This is a genomic window from Lacibacterium aquatile (genome assembly GCF_042683105.1).
GTDB classification, from domain to species: Bacteria; Pseudomonadota; Alphaproteobacteria; order Elsterales; family Elsteraceae; genus Lacibacterium; species Lacibacterium aquatile.
Genome location: NZ_JBHUIP010000012.1, coordinates 59780 through 78602 on the forward strand (window position 1 = coordinate 59780; position 18823 = coordinate 78602).

Annotated in this window: 16 protein-coding genes and 1 other RNA gene; all 17 read right to left on the reverse strand. The window is 63.9% G+C overall.

The annotated features are described in order from the left end of the window. Positions 1-3: 3 nt before the first annotated feature. Positions 4-1467 carry a cell division protein FtsQ/DivIB gene (locus ACFSM5_RS11790; RefSeq protein ID WP_379876593.1) on the reverse strand — a complete coding sequence of 488 codons (1464 nt, stop codon included), beginning with the start codon at positions 1465-1467 and terminating at the stop codon, positions 4-6. After that, positions 1458-2384 carry a D-alanine--D-alanine ligase gene (locus ACFSM5_RS11795; protein WP_379876594.1) on the reverse strand — a complete coding sequence of 309 codons (927 nt, stop codon included), beginning with the start codon at positions 2382-2384 and terminating at the stop codon, positions 1458-1460. Before ACFSM5_RS11795 ends, ACFSM5_RS11790 begins: the two co-directional genes overlap by 10 nt. Next, positions 2377-3294 carry a UDP-N-acetylmuramate dehydrogenase gene (murB, locus tag ACFSM5_RS11800; protein WP_379876595.1) on the reverse strand — a complete coding sequence of 306 codons (918 nt, stop codon included), beginning with the start codon at positions 3292-3294 and terminating at the stop codon, positions 2377-2379. The genes ACFSM5_RS11795 and murB overlap by 8 nt, the downstream gene beginning before the upstream one ends. Next, positions 3291-4727 (reverse strand): UDP-N-acetylmuramate--L-alanine ligase, encoded by a 1437-nt coding sequence (gene murC, locus ACFSM5_RS11805; RefSeq protein ID WP_379876597.1) that lies wholly within the window; start codon positions 4725-4727, stop codon positions 3291-3293. The genes murB and murC overlap by 4 nt, the downstream gene beginning before the upstream one ends. Further along, complete coding sequence (gene murG / locus ACFSM5_RS11810) at positions 4724-5848, reverse strand: undecaprenyldiphospho-muramoylpentapeptide beta-N-acetylglucosaminyltransferase (protein ID WP_379876598.1); 1125 nt, start codon at positions 5846-5848, stop codon at positions 4724-4726. Before murG ends, murC begins: the two co-directional genes overlap by 4 nt. Beyond that, positions 5845-6963 (reverse strand): FtsW/RodA/SpoVE family cell cycle protein, encoded by a 1119-nt coding sequence (locus ACFSM5_RS11815; RefSeq protein WP_379876599.1) that lies wholly within the window; start codon positions 6961-6963, stop codon positions 5845-5847. The genes murG and ACFSM5_RS11815 overlap by 4 nt, the downstream gene beginning before the upstream one ends. Next, positions 6960-8366 (reverse strand): UDP-N-acetylmuramoyl-L-alanine--D-glutamate ligase, encoded by a 1407-nt coding sequence (murD, locus tag ACFSM5_RS11820; RefSeq protein ID WP_379876600.1) that lies wholly within the window; start codon positions 8364-8366, stop codon positions 6960-6962. The genes ACFSM5_RS11815 and murD overlap by 4 nt, the downstream gene beginning before the upstream one ends. Before the next feature lie 7 nt (positions 8367-8373). Continuing rightward, entirely contained in the window at positions 8374-9462 is a 1089-nt protein-coding gene (gene mraY / locus ACFSM5_RS11825; RefSeq protein WP_379876601.1) for a phospho-N-acetylmuramoyl-pentapeptide-transferase, read from the reverse strand. Then, on the reverse strand, positions 9462-10868 hold the full coding sequence (locus ACFSM5_RS11830) for a UDP-N-acetylmuramoyl-tripeptide--D-alanyl-D-alanine ligase (protein ID WP_379876602.1): 1407 nt from the start codon (positions 10866-10868) through the stop codon (positions 9462-9464). Before ACFSM5_RS11830 ends, mraY begins: the two co-directional genes overlap by 1 nt. Beyond that, entirely contained in the window at positions 10865-12322 is a 1458-nt protein-coding gene (locus ACFSM5_RS11835) for a UDP-N-acetylmuramoyl-L-alanyl-D-glutamate--2,6-diaminopimelate ligase (protein ID WP_379876603.1), read from the reverse strand. The genes ACFSM5_RS11830 and ACFSM5_RS11835 overlap by 4 nt, the downstream gene beginning before the upstream one ends. Next, a complete protein-coding gene (locus ACFSM5_RS11840; protein ID WP_379876604.1) occupies positions 12306-14039 on the reverse strand; it encodes a peptidoglycan D,D-transpeptidase FtsI family protein in 1734 nt (577 codons plus the stop codon). Before ACFSM5_RS11840 ends, ACFSM5_RS11835 begins: the two co-directional genes overlap by 17 nt. Beyond that, positions 14036-14530: a cell division protein FtsL gene (gene ftsL / locus ACFSM5_RS11845; RefSeq protein WP_379876605.1), complete on the reverse strand. Its 495-nt coding sequence runs from the start codon at positions 14528-14530 to the stop codon at positions 14036-14038. Before ftsL ends, ACFSM5_RS11840 begins: the two co-directional genes overlap by 4 nt. Beyond that, positions 14530-15471: a 16S rRNA (cytosine(1402)-N(4))-methyltransferase RsmH gene (rsmH, locus tag ACFSM5_RS11850; RefSeq protein WP_379876606.1), complete on the reverse strand. Its 942-nt coding sequence runs from the start codon at positions 15469-15471 to the stop codon at positions 14530-14532. The genes ftsL and rsmH overlap by 1 nt, the downstream gene beginning before the upstream one ends. Continuing rightward, the gene (locus ACFSM5_RS11855) at positions 15468-15866 is read right to left on the reverse strand and encodes a division/cell wall cluster transcriptional repressor MraZ (RefSeq protein ID WP_379876607.1); all 399 of its coding nucleotides are present in this window, start codon (positions 15864-15866) and stop codon (positions 15468-15470) included. Before ACFSM5_RS11855 ends, rsmH begins: the two co-directional genes overlap by 4 nt. A gap of 406 nt (positions 15867-16272) precedes the next feature. After that, an RNA gene (rnpB, locus tag ACFSM5_RS11860) (RNase P RNA component class A) lies at positions 16273-16683 on the reverse strand. Between the two features lie 33 nt (positions 16684-16716). Beyond that, the gene (locus ACFSM5_RS11865) at positions 16717-17592 is read right to left on the reverse strand and encodes a DMT family transporter (protein ID WP_379876609.1); all 876 of its coding nucleotides are present in this window, start codon (positions 17590-17592) and stop codon (positions 16717-16719) included. Continuing rightward, entirely contained in the window at positions 17589-18470 is an 882-nt protein-coding gene (locus ACFSM5_RS11870; protein WP_379876610.1) for a DMT family transporter, read from the reverse strand. Before ACFSM5_RS11870 ends, ACFSM5_RS11865 begins: the two co-directional genes overlap by 4 nt. Positions 18471-18823: the final 353 nt, after the last annotated feature.

Consider the following 18823-nt stretch of genomic DNA (forward strand, 5'->3'; position numbering starts at 1 on the left):
CGCCTACCCGTTCTTCTGACCGTTGACCGCCGGGACGATACGCAAACGTTCGGCCGCCGGCGGCGACATGCGCACCACCATGCGATCCGGGATCCGCAGGTCCACGGCGCGGATATCCTTTTCCAGCAGCTTGCCCTGACGATTCATGTCGGCCAGCGCCCCCAGGGCCACCGCCGGATTTTCTTCCGGCAGGCGCACTTCGATGTCGCCGTCGAGCGTCAGGTTCCAGCGGCGGTCGCCCACGCGCACAGCCGCTTTGACACGGCCCGCGATCTCGGGTTCTGCCGCCAGCATCATCAGGAATTCTTCGGCCGCCTTCGGGGCGCCATCGCCCACCACCAGCGGCAGATGGCTCCAGGAGGCGATGTCGTCGGTCGCGATCACCGCGCCCTTGGCATCGACCAGATGGAACTTGCCGCTCTGCTGCCAGAGGGCAAACGGCTGCCGTTCGGTCAGACGGACATAAAGGATGTCCGGCAGGCGCCGCTCGACCATGGCCGTGGCGACCCAGGGCAGAGCTTCGAGACGCTGGCGAGCAGCTTCCGCGTCATAGGACAGGATCGGTTCGCCACGTTCCACATGCAGCGCGTTCAGCACGGCAGCGGTCGGCACGCGGTTGCGCCCCTCGACCAGCACATCGCCGATCTTCAAGCCCGCTTCGCCCATGATCCGGGCCAGGGCCAGACGGATCACCGACGGCTCTTCCTCGCCATCCACCAGCACCACCGGGGCTTCGGCATAACGCTGCACTACCAGAGCGCCTGCACCGGCAGTGACCAGCAGCGCCAGACCCGACAAGCCATAGGCGACACGCTTCAGCCAGGGGCCAGCGGGCTTCTTGCGACGGCCGGTCGGCACCAGAGCCTTGCCCGGCTGACGCGGCACCCGCACCGGGACCGGCAGCTGGCTGCGCTTAGTCGGCGTAGTGACCGGCGCATTCGGCATGATCAGGCGCGGCATGGCAGGCGCAGCGGCCAGGGTCGGTTCCGGCCGATCCTCGGCATCGAAAACCGTTTCTTCACGCACGGGCTCGATGGGCGCGATACGCGGGCGTTCCGGTTCGATCACCACCCGCAGGGCAGCGGCATCGGGCTCGACCTGGGTCAAGGCGACGGGAGCGACGCTCGCCAGCGGGGTCGACAGATCGACGGGAATATCGCGCTCTTCCTCGACCAAGGCGACCGGCATCACCACCGGCGCAGGTTCGGCGCGCGGCGCGGCAACCGTCCCCAGGGTCGGTTCGGAAAATTCGAAGGCCGCCTGCTGGCGTTCAGGCTTCTTGCGCTTGAAGATATTGCGGCGACCGGCGGGCTTGGCCGGAGCAGCAGCAACCGGCGCCGAAGCCGCACCCTTGCGACCTTGCGTCAAGAAGCTGGGCAGGCTCGGGCGTTCGTCCGCCTCGATGCGCAGATCGATCATGCCGACCAGCTTGATGCCGTCGTTTTTCAGATCGTCATTCATCCCCATCGCGCGGCCTCCACCATCCAGGAGACCAGGTCGGGGAAGGAGATGCCTTGCGACTTGGCAGCATCCGGCACCAGCGAGGTCGGAGTCATGCCCGGCTGGGTATTCACTTCCAGCAGATAGACCATGCCCGGCTCGCCCGCCGTGTCGTCATAGCGGAAGTCGGACCGGCTGATACCCCGGCAACCCAGCGCCACATGGGCCGCAACCGCCATGGATTCCATTTCGGCCAAGGCATTGGGATCCATGACCGGCGGCATCACGTGCTCGGCCTGACCGCCGGTATATTTAACTTCGTAATCGAAGAAACCATGTTCATGGCGGATGTCGATGGAGCCCAACGCACGGGCGCCCTTGCCCGGCTCGTCGATCACCGCCACCGTCATCTCGCGACCTGCGATATAGGGTTCGACCAGCACCTCGTCGCCAAAGCCCCAATCGGCAACGGCCGGGCCATTATCGCCCTCGCGCACGATCTGCACCCCGAAGCTCGATCCTTCGGCAGGCGGCTTGATCACATAGGGGCGCGGGATCACGTCGCCCGCCAGCACTTCGTGCTTGGCATAGACGCGGCCACCCGGCACCCGGATCCCGGCAGCGGCAAAGATCGCCTTGGCCGTCGGCTTGTCCATGGCGGCGGCCGAAGCGCGCAGACCGGAATGGGTATAGGGGATCTTCAGGATATCCAGCACGCCCTGGATCGTCCCATCCTCGCCGCCCTTACCATGCAGGGCATTGAAAACGACGTCCGGACGTGGGGTCAGGGCAGCCAGCAACGCACCAAGGTCACGCGTCACATCGATGCGCGTCACCTTATAGCCCTTGGACTCCAGGGCATCGGCGCAGGCCTTGCCCGAGGTCAGCGACACGGGACGCTCGACCGACCAACCGCCCATCAGAACGGCGACATGCTTAGCCATTTGCCGCCTCCCCAATGCGCTTGATTTCCCATTCCAGCGTGATGCCGGTCAGATCCAGCACCCTGCGCCGCACTTCTTCGCCCAGGGCTTCGATCTCCGCCGCCGTCGCGCCGCCGGTGTTGATCAGGAAATTCGTATGCTTTTCCGACACCTGGGCGCCGCCCATGCGCAGCCCCCGGCAACCGGCGCGGTCGACGAGTTCCCAGGCGCTGTGGCCGGTCGGGTTCTTGAAGGTCGAGCCGCCGGTCTTGGCGCGGATCGGCTGGGCGTTTTCGCGGTTCTGCTTGATATTCGCGAGCTTGGCCGAAATCTCGACCGGATTGCCCGCGATGCCACGCAGACGCGCGCCGGTGAAGATCCAGCCTTCGGGCGTTTCGGAATGGCGATAGGTGAAGCCCAGTTGCTCGGCCGAAACGGTGTGCAGGTTGCCCTGGCGGTCGACGGCGGTTGCGGAAACGACGATCTGCTTCATGTCGCCGCCATAGGCACCGGCATTCATCTTGAGCGCGCCGCCGATGGTCCCCGGCACACCCGACAGGAATTCCATCCCCCCGATACCGGCATCCGCTGCGACCTGGGCCACATTGGCATCCAGGGCAGAGGCCCCGGCGATCACATCCTCGCCCTCGGCCTTGATATCGACGAAACCACGACCCAGGCGGATCACCACGCCTTTGACGCCGCCGTCCCGCACCAGCAGGTTCGACCCGACACCGATCACGGTCACCGGAACTTCAGCGGGCAGATGCTTCAGGAAGCTCGCCAGATCCTCGGCATCGGCCGGACGGAACATCAGGTCGCACGGCCCCCCGACCCCGAACCAGGTAATGGTCGCGAGGCTGGCATCGGTCGACAACCGGCCCTTCAAGGGCGGCAGGTTGTTCAGGATGTCGGGGGACACGGCCATCATCGTGCCTCACCCGCAGGGGGCCAGGGCTCGCCGAACAGCCGGGCCAGTTCGGCCGGAAGCGCGTTTGCCCAGTTGGTGATGGTACCGGCGCCCAGGCAGACGACCATGTCGCCCGGCTTGACCAGTTCCTTCAGGGTCGGCGCCAGCACGTCCGGGCTTTCCAGCACACGGGCGAACCGATGGCCGCGCTGCTTCAGACCGTCGGCAAGGCTCTCCTTCGAAACGCCGTCAATCGGCGCTTCGCCCGCCGCATAGATATCGGCGACCAGAACCGCATCGGCATCGTTGAAGCAGGAGCAGAATTCCTCGAACAGGCTCGCCACCCGGCTGTAGCGATGCGGCTGCACGACAGCGAAGACCCGGCCCCGGGCGCCCGAACGGGCGGCCTTCAGCACCGCAGCGATCTCCACCGGATGGTGGCCGTAGTCGTCGATAACGGTGACGCCATGGACTTCGCCGGTGCGGGTGAAGCGACGCTTCACGCCCTTGAAGTCGGCCAGAGCGCGGCGGATCGTATCGTCATCCATACCCATCTCGACAGCGACAGCGATGGCAGCCAGCGAGTTCTGGACATTGTGGTTGCCCAGCATTGGCAGATGCAGGTTCCGCAGGATGCGCGCGGGCTGCCCGGCGCGACCCCGGATATCGACGTCATAGCGCGCGCCGCCCGGCTGCATCATCAGATTGACGGCACGGACATCGGCCTGGGGCGACATGCCATAGGTGATGACCCGGCGGTCGACCTGCGGGATCATCGCCTGCACGACCGGATGGTCGATGCACATGGTCGCAAAGCCATAGAACGGGATGTTCTCGATGAAGGCCTTGAAAGCGGCCTGCACCTTTTCGAAGGTGCCGTAGTGATCGAGATGTTCGGGATCGATATTGGTCACAACCGCGATCACGGCGGGCAGGCGCAGGAAGCTGCCGTCGCTTTCGTCCGCTTCGGCGACCAGCCAGTCACCGGCACCCAGGCGGGCATTGGTGCCATAGGCATTGATGATGCCGCCATTGATGACGGTCGGGTCCAGCTTGGCGGCTTCCAGCATCGCCGCGACCATCGAGGTGGTGGTGGTCTTGCCGTGGGTACCGCCGACGGCGATAGACCACTTCAGGCGCATCAGTTCGCCCAGCATTTCGGCCCGGCGCACGACCGGGATCAGGCGGCCGCGGGCTTCCACAACCTCGGGATTGTCAGATTTGACAGCAGACGACACGACCAGAACCTGGGCATCTGCCAAGTTAGAGGCCCGGTGTCCGATTTCGACCGGGATGCCAAGATCGCGCAGACGCTTCACGTTGGCATTGTCGGACTGATCCGACCCGCGCACCGAATAGCCGAGGTTCTTCAGGATCTCGGCGATCCCGGACATACCAATCCCGCCAATACCGACGAAATGGATGGTCCCGATGGTGAGCGGCATCTGCCTCATGCGGCGGTCTCCGTGGTCTTGATGTTGGCCGCGTCGATCACAAGGTCCGCCAGACGCCGGGCCGCATCCGCCCGCGCCAGACGCCGGGCCGAAGCAGCGGCAGCGGCCAGCCGTTCGCCATCGCGGAAAAGATTGAACAGTCGGCGCCCCAGGGCCGCCGGTTGAAATTCACCCTGCGCCATTACCCAGGCTGCGCCCGCTTCTTCGAGATAGCGGGCATTGATCGCCTGATGGTCATCGGCGGAATTGGGCAGCGGCACCAGCAACGACGGGCGACCGGCAGCGGCCAGCTCCGCCACGGTGGAGGCGCCCGCACGACCAATGCACAGATGCGCTTCAGCCAGACGACGATCCATATCCGTGAAGAAAGGCACCAGTTCGGCATTCACACTGGCTGCCATATAGATCTCCCGGACTTGGTCGATCTGCTCGGTCCGGACCTGCTGCCAGACCACAAGGCGGCGGCGCAGTTCCTCGGGCAGTTCGGCCAGTGCCTGCGGCACGACGTCGGAAAAAACCCGCGCACCCTGGCTACCGCCGGTCACGAGAATCCGGATTGGGCCGTCCTCGTCCCCTGGCGGGGTATAGAGGGCAGCGCCAACTTCAACCACGGCCGTGCGGACCGGATTGCCTACCCAGACGGACTTGCGGGCATCTTCGCCAGAAAGCCCCCGGGTCTCCGGAAAGCTGGTGGCGATACCGGCGGCGCGGCGCGCGACGAACTTGTTGGACCGGCCCAGAACCGAATTCTGTTCGTGAATGACAATCGGCAGGCCAGTCAGGCGCGCCGCCAGCAGCGGCGGGATCGACGGATAACCACCAAAGCCGACGACAGCCACCGGCTTCTCGCGTCGGATCAGGCGCCAGGCGCGGAAAATGCCGTAGGCGAGCGACAGGCCGCTCTTCAACTTGCCAAACGTCCCTTTGCCCAGCATTGCGCCCGACGGCAGCACCTTCATGTGCAGCCCTTCGACATGGACGCCCAAGGCGGCACCGCGCACATCGGTCGCCAGCATCACGCGGAAACCACGGCGCATCAGTTCGGCGCCCAGGGCTTCAGCCGGGAAGACATGCCCGCCGGTGCCACCGGCTGCCAGCAGGAACAGGGGCGCTTTGCTCATATCTCGAGCTCCCCATACCGGCGGCGGGTCAGCGCCATCAACATCCCCATCCCGATGGAGATCGCGATCAACGAGGACAGGCCGTAGGAAACGAACGGCAGCGTCATGCCCTTGGTCGGGATCATGTGCAGGGTCGAGGCCATATTGATGAAGGCCTGCAGACCGAACTGCACCAGCAGCCCGGCACCCGCCAGCACGACAAACATGTTGCTTTCGCCCAGCAGGCGCACGAAGCCGCGCATCACGACAAACGCGAACAAGGTCAGGATGACAAGGCAGGTGATCAGGCCGAATTCCTCGCCCGCGACGGCAAAGATGAAGTCGGCATGCACGTCGGGGATATAGGCCTTGGCGATGCCTTCACCCGGCCCACGTCCCCAGGCGCCGCCATTGGCAAAAGCTTCCATCGCGCGGTCGACCTGGAAGGTGTCGCCCGATGCGGGATCGAGGAAGCGATTCACGCGGCTCTGCACATGGGGGAACAGCAGATAGGCCCCCAAGAACCCCGTCACGCCGGACATCACGACAAAGACGACCAGTACCAGCGGCAGGCCCGCCAGGAAGAATTGGGCGCCGAAGATGCAGGTGATGACGATGGTCATGCCCAGATCGGGCTGCAGCATCAGCAGACCGACGACCAGACCATAGGTGCAGCAGGCCGCTGCCCAGCCGGGGAAGCGCCCCTTCTTCCATTCGGCGAACATCCAGGCCGAGAAGACGGCAAAGCAGGGCTTCACGAACTCGGACGCCTGGATCGACTGCCCGGCGATATTGAGCCAGCGGCGGGCGCCCTTGATTTCCTGCCCAGCAACCAGCGTGAGCACCAGCAGCCCCAGCCCACCAATCAGCCCCAGAGTCGCAACACGGCGGATCTGAATGGGCGTCAGCAGCGACACGCCGATCATGATGACGACCGCGACCGGCACGAACAGCAACTGGCGCTTCACGAAATGGAAGCTGTCGAGGCCGATGCGGGTGGCAACGGCCGGGCTGGCGGCCAGGATCAGCATGGCGCCGATGAAGCAGATGGTCAGCACCGCCGTCAGGGTCCAGCGATCAACGGTCCACCACCAGCGGCCGACGATTGAGCGGTCGGTGCGCGAAAAACCGGTCATGCCCCGATGCCCCCCTGGCTGGAAAGACCGGCGCGACCTGCAAGACCTTCCACCAGATTGCGGAAGTGATCGCCACGCGCTTCGAAGTTCGCATATTGGTCAAAGCTGGCGCAGGACGGCGACAGCAGCACGGTGTCGCCCGGCTTGGCCGCAACTGCTGCCGCAGCCACCGCCGCCGTCATATCGCCCGCCCGCGTCACGCCGACGCCATTGGCGTTCAAGACGGCCACGAAGCTCTCGGTCGCCTGCCCGATCAGATAGGCATGGCGGACCCGGTCGAAATATTTCGTCAGGCTGGCGATACCGCCCGCCTTGGCCACGCCGCCCAGGATCCAATGGATATTCTGGTAGCAGACCAGCGCCCGCTCGGTCGCATCGGCGTTGGTCGCCTTGCTGTCGTTGATATAGGCGACGCCCCGCACCTCTGCGATGCGCTCCTGGCGATGGGCAAGGCCGGGGAAGCTCTTGATCGCCGCGACGACCTGGGCCGCCGGAATGCCTTCGGTGCGGGCCACGGCATAGGCAGCGGCCATGTTCTGTGCATTGTGACGACCCGGCAGGGTGATCGCATCGGCCAGCTCCAGGACACGCACGGCCTGACCTTCGATATCATCCACCAGATGGGTCGCATCGGCATAAACGCCACCCGACACCGCGCGTTCGGTCGAGATACGGATCACCTTGGGCGCATTCGGGCGGCGGGCGATATGTTCGGCCATATCGGCGCAGGCCTGATCATCGATGCCGACCACGGCCACATTGCCCGGCTCCAGCCCGGCGAAAATATGCTTCTTGGCGGCGATATAGCCGTCCATACCGCCGTGACGATCCAGATGATCCGGCGTGATGTTCAGCAGCAGCGCCGTATTGGCATGCAGCGACGGGCAGAGTTCGAGCTGATAGCTCGACAGTTCCAGCACATAGGTGCCCTTGGCGCCCTGGGGCACAAAGCCCATGACCGGCTGCCCCAGATTACCGCCGACCTCGAGGCCACGCCCCGCCATCCGCAGGATATGGGCGATCAGCGCCGTGGTGGTCGATTTGCCGTTGGTGCCGGTGATGGCGATCAGATGGGCCAGCGGATCGGCGGTGATCAGCAGCTCGATATCGCCGATGATCGGCACGCCCGCCTGCCGGGCCGCCAAAGCCACCGGGTGAGGCTTCGGAAAGGTATGCGGAATGCCGGGGGCCAGCACAAGGGCAGCCGCCTGCGACCAGTCGAACTGACCCAGATCGACGATGGGGATATTGCGATCCAGCGCGGCATTGCGCGACGCCTCATTGTCGTCCCAGGCCCGGACCCGCGCGCCCGCCGTCACCAAAGCGGCAGCAGCGGCCATCCCGGACTTGCCGAGGCCGAGGACTGCAACCGTCTGATTATGGAAGCGGGCGGGCTGGATCATGATCGGCCTACCGCAGCTTCAGGGTCGAAAGGCCGATCAGCGCCAGCACCGAGGCGATGATCCAGAAGCGGATGACGATGGTCGGTTCCGCCCAGCCCTTCTTTTCGAAATGATGATGCAGCGGCGCCATGCGGAACACGCGCTTGCCGGTCAGCTTGAAGCTGGCGACCTGCACGATGACCGAAACGGTTTCCAGCACGAACAGGCCACCGACGATGGCCAGCACGATCTCATGCTTGGTGATGACCGACACGATACCCAGCGCGCCGCCCATCGACAGCGAGCCGGTGTCGCCCATGAAGACACGGGCGGGCGGCGCATTGAACCAGAGGAACCCGAGGCCCGCCCCGCAAAGCGCGCCGCAGAACACCCCGATCTCACCGGCCCCTGGCACATGGGCGATCTGCAGATAACCCGCGAAGACGGTGTTGCCGACGAGATAGGCGATCAGGGCAAAGACGGCGGCGGCGATCATGACCGGCACGATCGCGAGACCGTCGAGACCGTCGGTGAGATTGACCGAGTTCGAGGCGCCGACGATCACGAAGACGGCGAACGGCACGAAGAACCAGCCCACATCGATCAGCAGAGCTTTCAGGAACGGCACCGCGACCGAGGTATCGAGCGGCGAGCGCGTCACATACATCACCCACACGACCGCGATCAGGCTGATGGCGACTTCGCCCACCAGCTTGATTTTGCCATTGAGGCCCTTGGGATTGCGCTTGGAGACCTTGAGGTAGTCGTCGGCAAAGCCGATCAGGCCGAAACCGATGGTCACCAGCAGCACGGCCCAGACATAACCGGAGGTGAGATCGGCCCACAGCAGGGTCGAGATGGTGAGCGCCAGCAGAATCAGGAAGCCGCCCATGGTGGGCGTACCCTTCTTGGTCAGCAGATGACCTTCGGGGCCGTCCTCGCGGATTGGCTGGCCCTTGCCCTGCTTGGAGCGCAGCCAGTTGATCAGCCAGGGACCTGCAAACAGACCGATGAACAGCGCCGTCAGGATCGCGCCGCCCGTCCGGAAGGTCAGGTAGCGGAACAGGTTGAACAGCACAAATTCGTCGGCAAGCGGCGCCAGCAGATTGAATAGCATCAGGAAGCACTCCCTTTGGCAGAGGAAGCTTCCCGAACCGCGGCGACCAGCGGCCCCATGCGCATTCCCAAAGATCCCTTGATCGTCACGACATCGCCCGGCGCGATCAGCGCAAGCAGGGCGGATTTCAAAGCCTCGGAGGTCGGAGCCCACAGCCCCTTGCTCGCCTCGGGCAGCGCGTCATACAGCGGTTTCATCAGCGGACCGCAAGCAAAAACCTTGTGAAGGCCAGCGGCATTCACGGCATCCAGTAGACCCATATGCATCTCGGGGCCGCCTGCGCCCAGCTCCAGCATGTCGCCCAGGACGACGATCCGGCGACCCGGCTGCTGGCCCAGCACGCCCAAAGCGGCGCGCACGGCAACCGGGCTGGCGTTATAGCTTTCGTCGAACAGCACGATCTCGCCCTTGCCCCACGCCAGCACCGACCGCTGGCCGCGTCCTGCCGGGGCACCGATCTCGGCGTAATCTTCCATCGCCTGCTCGACATTGCCGCCGATGGCATCGATTGCCGCCAGCACGCCCAGGCTGTTGATCGCCTGATGTTTGCCCTGGGCACCGATGCGATAGGTGAACCAGCGACCGAAGAAATTGATCGACACCTCGGCGCCATCGGCATCCGGGACATAGGCGGTCAACCGGACGTCCGCCGCCACATCGGTCCCGAAGCTGAAGATGCGAGCCGCGCCCGCCGCCTTGGCAGCTTCATAGAGCACTTCGTAATAGGGAGTGTCGCGCGTCAGGATCGCGGTGCCGCCCGGCGTCAAACCGGCGGCGATGCTGGCCTTCTCGCGGGCAATCCCCTCGACGCCGTCATCGAAATATTCCACATGGGCCGGGGCGATGGTGGTGACGATCACAACGCTGGGTGCAACCTGCTGCGACAGCGGTGCGATCTCGCCCGGATGGTTCATCCCCAGTTCGAACACGCCATAGGTCGACTTGACCGGCAGACGGGCCAGCGACAGCGGCACCCCGAAATTATTGTTCAGATTGCCCTTGGAGCCATAGGTCAGCGCCTGCTTTGCCAGAAGCTGAGTCAGCGCTTCCTTGGTCGAGGTCTTGCCGACCGACCCGGTCACGGCCGCGAACTTTGCCTTGCAGCGCTTGCGGGCGAACTGGCCCAGGGCCTCCAGGGCAACCATCGTGTCCTTGACCAAAGCCACCGGCGCACCGGCAGGCAGATTGGCCGGAAGTCTGGACAGCAGCAGCGCCCCGGCCTTACGGGCCAGCGCCTGGTCGATATACTCATGCGCGTCGTTATTCTCACCCACCAGGGCGACGAACAGCTCGCCTTCCGCCACGGTCCGGCTGTCGATCGACACGCCATTGACCGACCAGACGCCCAGAATCTGGGCGCCCGTGGCAGTAGCGATATCGGCAGCGGTCCAGAGCGGCTGGGTCACGCGCGCACCTCTCCCCCAAGGCTGCGGATGACGTCCTGCGCCACCTCGGCATCATTGAAAGGCAGGGTTTCGAAGCCGACGATCTGGCCGCTTTCGTGACCTTTGCCAGCGATGACCAGCATGTCACCTGCCTTCAGATCCTCGATGACCTTCTGGATCGCGACACGGCGGTCGCCGATCTCGGCGGCCTGACCCGGACCATTGCAGCCCGCCAGCACGGCAGCGCGGATGGTGGCCGGATCTTCGGAGCGCGGATTATCGTCGGTGATGATGGCGATATCAGCCAGACGGGCAGCGATCTCGCCCATGATCGGACGCTTGCCTGCATCGCGGTCGCCTCCGCAGCCAACGATGACGATCAGGCGGCCAGACACCATCGGACGGGCGCCTTCCAGCACCGAGGCCAGGGCATCGGGCTTATGGGCATAATCGACGATCACCGGCGCGCCATTCAGGCTGCCGACCGTCTGCATACGGCCCGGTACACCCGGCAGGCGGTTCAGTGCATCGGTCGCGGCATCGGCATCGCCGCCGCAGGCAATCACGAGACCTAGGGCCGCCAGGGCATTATCCGCCTGGAAGGTCCCGGCGACCGGCAGTTGGATCGTGACGAACTTACCGAAGACCGAGATATCGAGCTTCTGACCGCCCGGTGCAGGCTGGCGCGAGATCAGGGCCAGGTCGGCATGGGGTGTGCCGTAGGTGATGAGCTTCAGACCGCGATCCTTGGCGCGCTGGATCATCTTCTGACCCCACTCGCTACCCGCATGGATCACGGCGGTGCCATTGCCCGGCAGCAGGGTTTCGAACAGCCGCGCCTTGGCTTCGAAATAGCCGTCCATGTCCCGGTGATAATCCAGGTGATCGCGACCCAGGTTGGTGAAAGCCGCCGCGGTCAGCGTGACGCCATCCAGGCGCCGCTGATCGATGCCATGGCTCGAGGCTTCCAGCGCCAGATGATCGACACCGGCATCGGCCAGGGCCTTGAGCTCAGCCGACAGGGTCACGGGATCGGGCGTGGTCAGCGAATATTTCGGTTCGACATCCGGGGCATAGAGACCCAGGGTGCCGAGGTACCCTGCCCGCTTGCCAAGCTCGGTCCAGATCGCGCGCACGAACCAGGCGGTCGAGGTCTTGCCCGCCGTGCCGGTGACGGCAGCGACGGTGCGCGGCTGCTTGGCGGCAAGGCGCGAGGCCATCAGCGCCAGTTCGCGGCGCGGATCGTCGGATACCAGCAGCGGAACCGGCGAATAGGTACCCTTGGGCGCCAGAATGATCGCGGCACCATTATCCACCGCCTGATCGATATAGACGCGACCGTCGCGGCGGCTGCCCGGCAAGGCGGCAAACAGATAGCCCGGCCCGACGTCGCGCGAATCCGACGCGATCCCGGCAATCGCCATATCGGCCAGGGTCGGCGGACAATTCTGAATGAGGTCAGCGAGTCGCGACACGGGGGCCTCCTTGGACGGCGGGGGGAATTGCATTAGGGTTGATCGCGACCTGCCGAAGGATTTCAGGCGATGTCGGGTCGACCGGCATCACGCCCAGCATCGGACCGATGCGGGCGATGATCTTCCCGGCGGTCGGCGCGGCGTTCCAACCGGCGGTCTTGAAGTTGTAGGTCTCTTTCAGGCCCTGCGGCTCATCCAGCGTCGCCAGCACCACATAGCGCGGCGACTGCATCGGGAAGGCGCCAGCAAAGGACGTCACGTTGGCGTTTTTGATATAGCCGCCGCGCGGGCCGATCTTTTCAGCCGTCCCGGTCTTGCCGCCGACCATATAGCCGGTTGCTTCCGCCGAACGGCCGGTGCCGCTTTCGACCACCAGACGCATCAGGCGCCGCATATTGGCAGAGGTCTTCTGACTGATAACACGCGTGCCGACGACAGGTTCGCCTTCCGGCACCTTCAGCAGCGTCGGCTTCAGCAGGACGCCGCCGTTCACAACCGCCGACACCGCTGTAACCAGTTGCAGCGGGCTGACCGAAATGCCGTGACCGAAAGCAACGGTCATCAGATTGATCGGCCGCCAGGGCTGCGGGATCTGCGGGCTGCCGATCTCGGGGATTTCCATCTTCGGCTGGGTCAGCAGACCCAGGCGGCCCAGGAATTCGCGCTGACCATTGACGCCCACTTCCTGCGCCATCTTCACCGAACCGATGTTCGACGAATATTTGAAGACTTCCGGCACGCTCAGGATGCCCGCCTTGGGGTGATCGTCCTTGATCTGGAAGCGGGCGATACGGATCGGGCTCGACACGTCATAGCTGCCGGTCATGGTCGTCGTGCCATATTCCAGCGCCATAGCGTGATTGAAGATCTTGAAGGTCGAGCCCATTTCGTAGACGCCGAGGGTCGCGCGGCTGAAACGTGCATCGTCCGGCGCCTTGCCGGGTTCGGAGGGGTCGAAATCGGGCAGCGAGACCAGCGACAGGATCTCGCCGGTATTGACGTCCATCACCATGGCCGCGCCGCCGATGGCCTTGAACTTGTCGATGGCGGCCTGCAGTTCTTCGCGCACCGCATGCTGCACACGCAGATCGACCGACAGGTTGACCGTGTCGCCACCGGCACGCAAGCGCTCGTTCAGGCCCTTTTCGACACCGGCCAGACCGTTGTTATCGACATCGGAAAAGCCGAGCACATGGGCGAACAACCGGCCTTGCGGATACAGCCGCTTGTCCTCGCGCTCGAACCCGATGCCGGGAATGCCCAGACGGTTGATCTCGTCCTGCTGGCGCGGGGTGATATTGCGCTTGATATAGACGTAGCTGCGGTCGCGATTGGTCAGACGCTCGGTGACATAGGCGACATTGAGATCCGGCAGGATCTGGCCGATACGGCGTGCGGCATCGACCGGGTCGACCAGTTCCTTGGGATTGGCGAAGACCGAGGCCGTCGCGACCGAGGTCGAGAGCAGAATGCCGTTGCGGTCCGCGATATCGGCGCGACCAAGGTCGACCGTCGGACGGATGCCGCGCAGAGCCTGACGTCCGCCGTTTTCCGGGAACAGCGTGACATCGACGAGGCGCGCACCAACCGACCCAAAGGCGACGACAAACAGCGCCGCGCCAACGATCAGACGGGTGTGGGCAATTTCGATCGGCGCCTTACCGGCGGCTGCATTGGCGCGCTTCCCAAAACCAAGCATGCGGGTGATGACGCTCATCGCGGCGCCCCCACAACAGGAGTCGGCTTCGGCGCGGCAGTGCCCTGGCGCACGAGATTCATCGGCGCCTGATTGCCCATCGGGGCAGGCGGCGTTTCGTCTTCCAGATCGCTCGGAATATCCGGGGTCGATTCTTCCATCAGATCAGGCGCAGGCGCGACCGGGGCAGGCGACGGCTTGGCGGGCTTGCCTGCCACCGGCAGGGGCTCGGCCGCCTGCTGCTTGGTCGGAAGCTTATCGACGGTCGCGAATTGCGCGCCCTTGATCGGCTCCAGCCCCAGATGCTGGCGGGCAGCCGCATCCAACTGGGCAGGCTGATTGAGATAGCTCCATTCGGCTTTCAGGACGTGAATGACTTCCTGATCGTCGATGATGGTCTTATTGACCCGCGACAGCTGCTTTTCCTGGCGCGCGACTTCGTATTTCAGCTGATAGACGAAACCGCCAACACCGGCGACCATCAGGATCCAGACCATAAAGAAGCGCCACATTATGCCGCCTCCCGGCCCCAGGCGGGGGCCTCCGTCCGGATCGCGACGCGCAGCTTGGACGACCGCGCCCGCGGGTTCCGCGCCAGTTCGGCTTCACCCGGCTCGACCGCCTTCTTATTGTCCAGACGGAAGCTCGGCGCGCGGCGCTGCACTTCGGGCTGATAACGCGATCCGGCAGGCGCAAGGCCACCCCGGTTGCGCATGAAGTCCTTCACGATGCGATCTTCGAGCGAATGGAAGGTCACGACGACCAGACGGCCACCCGGCTTCAAGACCTTCTCCGCCGCGACCAGACCACGCTCCAGCTCGCCCAGCTCATCATTCACCGCGATGCGCAAACCCTGGAAGCTGCGGGTGGCGGGATCGATGCCATCCTTGCTCTTAGGCACAGCGCGCCGGATAACGGCAGCCAGTTGCAGCGTGCGGGTGAAAGGCTCCTCGGCACGGGCCATGACGATGGCGCGGGCCACACGGCGCGAATGCCGCTCTTCGCCATAGCGATAGAAGATATTGGCCAGCTCTTCCTCGCCCGCCGCATTCACGATATCGGCCGCGCTCTCGCCCGACCGGCTCATGCGCATGTCCAGCGGCCCGTCGAGACGGAAGGAGAAGCCGCGCTCGGCCTCGTCGATCTGCGGCGAGGAAACGCCGATATCCAGCATCACGCCGTCAACCGGCGCCTGAGCACCCAACAGGTCATCCATGGCGCCGAAGGTTCCGGCCAGAATCGTAAAACGACCAGCAAGTTCTGCTTCGAGCCGCTGACCGACGGCCAGCGCTTCCGGATCGCGGTCAACAGCGATCAGACGGCAATCGGCAGACGCCAGCACGGCGCGGCTATAGCCACCGCGCCCGAAGGTGCCATCAACGATCACATCGCCCGCCTTGGCAGCGACACTCGTAACAACCTCATCCAGCAGGACCGGGATATGCTCGCTCATGCCCCCGCCTCACCTGTAGGGGCCTTCTTTGTCTGGGAGCGGCGGGCGATGGCGCCATCGACGGCAGCGCGCTGCTGGGCCGGATCGCGGATCTGGAAGAATTTACCCTGGCCGACAAAAGCGGCCTCTTCGCCGATACCCGCATGGTCCAGCAGATCCTGCGGCACCACCATACGGCCCGTCTCATCCCAGCCCAGCTGACGGGCATCGGCCAGGATGGCGGCGACAAACTCATAACGTTCCGAAGCTTCGTCGAGCGTATCCAGCTCCTCGGCGAACTTCTGCATGCGATCAAGGCCGCTCGCCTCGATCCAGGGGCCTTGGAAGGAACGGTACGCAACAATGACCGGGGTCTGCTCGACCAGCGCAGCACGGAACTGCGCCGGAACGGACACTCGCCCCTTCCGGTCTACTTTGTTGACATACGTGGAGAGGAATAACGCCATTCCCGCCCCGGTTTCCTTGCCTGTTTCCCACCATCCCCGTCATACGGTGCGCAGATGGGTTGCGCATGGTCTGACATGGGATGATTTGGGATATCATGGGAAACCATGGGCGTCAATGGGACGAACCAGTAAAAAACCCGGAAAATCAAGGCCTCAGAGGAGTTTTTCGCACCTGTTGCAAAGATGACAAGCGCCTCTCATTTGCCACATTTACTTCAATCGACAATAAATTGATTCAACTTGAAATACAGAGATACGATCTCTATATGTTCTCTTAATGTTTCACGGGATTTTATTAACCACTTTAACGAGGTTCAAACCCAAGCCACGCCTAGGGTCGAAGGAGAACAGAGGGGCTGCCAGACGGCCTATAAGCCGGGTTCTGTCCTGGGGATGGGAGCCCGTCCCATCAAATCCCATGGATCACCATTCCTCTGGGACGTTCGTTACCGAACGCCTCACGCAACCAACCCGAACGACGGCGCAAAGAGGCGCTGTACCGCTATGGCTTACGCCACGGGCCTGCCGTTCCTATTCGGTCTTGCTCCCGGTGGGGTTTTCCGTGCCGGTTCCGTTGCCGGTCCCGCGGTGGGCTCTTACCCCACCCTTTCACCCTTACCTGAGACAAGCTCAGGCGGTTTGCTTTCTGTGGCACTTTCCCTGGGGTCGCCCCCGCCGGCCGTTAGCCGGCACCGTCTCTTTGTGGAGCCCGGACTTTCCTCCCTGAAGAGGTTACCCTCAGCAGCGCGGTAATCCAGCCGTCTGGCGGGGCGGAATTGACGGCCAATCCAGGCCAATGTCAAGCAGTCTCGGTAGTTTGCACGCGCGGACGGATATTGATGATCCCCACGCCGACCACAGTCAAAAGCCCGCCGATCACCACCCGCACCGTCAGTTGCTCACCCAGGAACAGCACGCCCGACATCACGCCGACGACAGGGATCAGCAGCATGAAGGGCGACAGGAGCGAGATGGGATGGCGGCTCAGCAAGGCATACCAGGCGCCATAGCCGATACAGGTGCCGCCGATAATCATATAGAGCAGCGACAGGGTGACACTGAGCCCCTGCTCGCCCACCGCGCCCCAATTCACGGTTTCGGTCAGAAGAGACAGGACCAGGAACTGCGGCGCCGCCAGGATATTCATCCAGGCCAGCGTCGCCGCCGGTCGCAGATCAACCTTCTTCACCGCCACATTGGCCAGCACCCAGGCCAGCGCGGACATCGCCATCAGGAAGACGCCCCACCAGTCGAAATGCATATCGCCCTGGGACAGGAAGATACCAACGCCGAGGAACGCCAGCAGAATGCCGATGATCTGACGGCTATCGATCTTCTCGCGATAGAGCAGCAGCCCGACCATCACCCCGAACGGCACTTGCAACTGCCCGACCAGCGTCGCTGTCGACGCGCCGACATATTGCAGGCCTGCGAAATTCAGCCCGAAATGCCCGACGCCCATGACGAAGGAGAAAATGAGGATCCCGACGAACTGCCGCCGGTGCATACGGGCAAAAGGCAGAAACAGCAGGCCGGTCACGCCGAAGCGGATCGCCAGCAACGCCATCGGCGGCAGAACCTCAAGCGCGTACTTGGCCGGAACGAAGCTATAGCCCCAGACGCAGATGGCCGCAAAAACCAGAAGCAGATCGCGCGGTGGCAGCAGCAGCTTCACGATTGCCCAGCCTTCTTGAACAGCGCGCGCGGTCGCACATTGATAACGCCGATCCCCAGAATGGTCAGCGCGCCACCCACGACGATGCGCCAGGTGAGCGGCTCGCCCAGAAACCAGACGCCGGAGAGAACGCCGCACACCGGCACCAGCAGCATAAACGGCGACAGCACAGACAACGGCACTCGCTGCATCAGCGTGTACCAGCCGCCATATCCAATCAGCGTCGCGCCGATCACCATATAGATGATGGATCCGGCCCCGGTCCAACCGCTGGCCAGCAGGCGCGCCACCGGCTGATCGTCGAAGATTAACGACAGCGCGAAGAGCTGCGGCCCGGCCAAAAGGCTCATCCAGGCTGTTGTGCCGATGGGGCTGGTATCGGTCACCTTCTTGACCATCAGGTTGGACGAGGCCCAGACCAGGGCGGCGAAGGAGATCATGGCGACCCCCAGCCAGTTATAGGTGGCGTCACCTTTGCCGAAGACCACCAACAGACCGCCAAACGCCAGGGCCATGCCCAGGATCTGGCGCAGCCCCAGCTTTTCCTTATAGACCAGCACGCCCAGCATGACCGCAAACGGCACTTGAAGCTGACCGATCAGCGAAGCCGTGGCGACATCGACCCATTGCAGTCCGACGAACATCACGCCGAAATGCACGGTGCCCAGAACGGTGGAGATGGCGATCACCAGCCCGATCTGCTTGCGCGGAAACCGCACGAAGGGGACCAGCAGGATGCCGACAATGAAAAAACGCATCGCCAGCAGGGCCAGCGGCGGCGCGACGGCGACCCCGATCTTGGCGGCGGCGAAATTGAAGCCCCACACCACGACGATCAGCATCACCAGCGCGAAATCCTTCGGCGATAGGGCTGTCATCGGGGGAACTCTCTTCCGGATCTGAAAACGACAAAGGGCCGCCCAAGGACGACCCCTTCTTCCGTTCAACTTAGCCGGGCTGCCATGAGCCCAGTTACGCAAAGCACGCACAGGCCCATGCCCGGCGCACATGCCCCATTGCGTCGATTAGCGACGGTAACGCGCGACGGCCAGGGCCATGATGTCACGATCGGCGCCGATATCGGCCAGCATGCGAGCATCAAGCTCTTCAACCGGCTGCGGCAGCACAGCCTCGCCCGAGGGCGGCAGGATTTTGCCAAGGATGGGCTAAGGTTTGGGTGAGTACAGTCATATCCAAGTCTTTCTTCTTGTTGTTGTGTGACTGATATTTG

What these genes read in the sequence shown, in the direction of transcription:
- mraY (WP_379876601.1), bottom strand. Translation starts at nt 9,462, where the DNA reads ATGCTATTCAATCTGCTGGCGCCGCTTGCCGACGAATTTGTGCTGTTC.
- murD (WP_379876600.1), bottom strand. Translation starts at nt 8,366, where the DNA reads ATGATCCAGCCCGCCCGCTTCCATAATCAGACGGTTGCAGTCCTCGGC.
- ftsL (WP_379876605.1), bottom strand. Translation starts at nt 14,530, where the DNA reads ATGTGGCGCTTCTTTATGGTCTGGATCCTGATGGTCGCCGGTGTTGGC.
- ACFSM5_RS11815 (WP_379876599.1), bottom strand. Translation starts at nt 6,963, where the DNA reads ATGACCGGTTTTTCGCGCACCGACCGCTCAATCGTCGGCCGCTGGTGG.
- ACFSM5_RS11870 (WP_379876610.1), bottom strand. Translation starts at nt 18,470, where the DNA reads ATGACAGCCCTATCGCCGAAGGATTTCGCGCTGGTGATGCTGATCGTC.
- murB (WP_379876595.1), bottom strand. Translation starts at nt 3,294, where the DNA reads ATGATGGCCGTGTCCCCCGACATCCTGAACAACCTGCCGCCCTTGAAG.
- murG (WP_379876598.1), bottom strand. Translation starts at nt 5,848, where the DNA reads ATGAGCAAAGCGCCCCTGTTCCTGCTGGCAGCCGGTGGCACCGGCGGG.
- ACFSM5_RS11795 (WP_379876594.1), bottom strand. Translation starts at nt 2,384, where the DNA reads ATGGCTAAGCATGTCGCCGTTCTGATGGGCGGTTGGTCGGTCGAGCGT.
- murC (WP_379876597.1), bottom strand. Translation starts at nt 4,727, where the DNA reads ATGAGGCAGATGCCGCTCACCATCGGGACCATCCATTTCGTCGGTATT.
- rsmH (WP_379876606.1), bottom strand. Translation starts at nt 15,471, where the DNA reads ATGAGCGAGCATATCCCGGTCCTGCTGGATGAGGTTGTTACGAGTGTC.
- ACFSM5_RS11840 (WP_379876604.1), bottom strand. Translation starts at nt 14,039, where the DNA reads ATGAGCGTCATCACCCGCATGCTTGGTTTTGGGAAGCGCGCCAATGCA.
- ACFSM5_RS11790 (WP_379876593.1), bottom strand. Translation starts at nt 1,467, where the DNA reads ATGGGGATGAATGACGATCTGAAAAACGACGGCATCAAGCTGGTCGGC.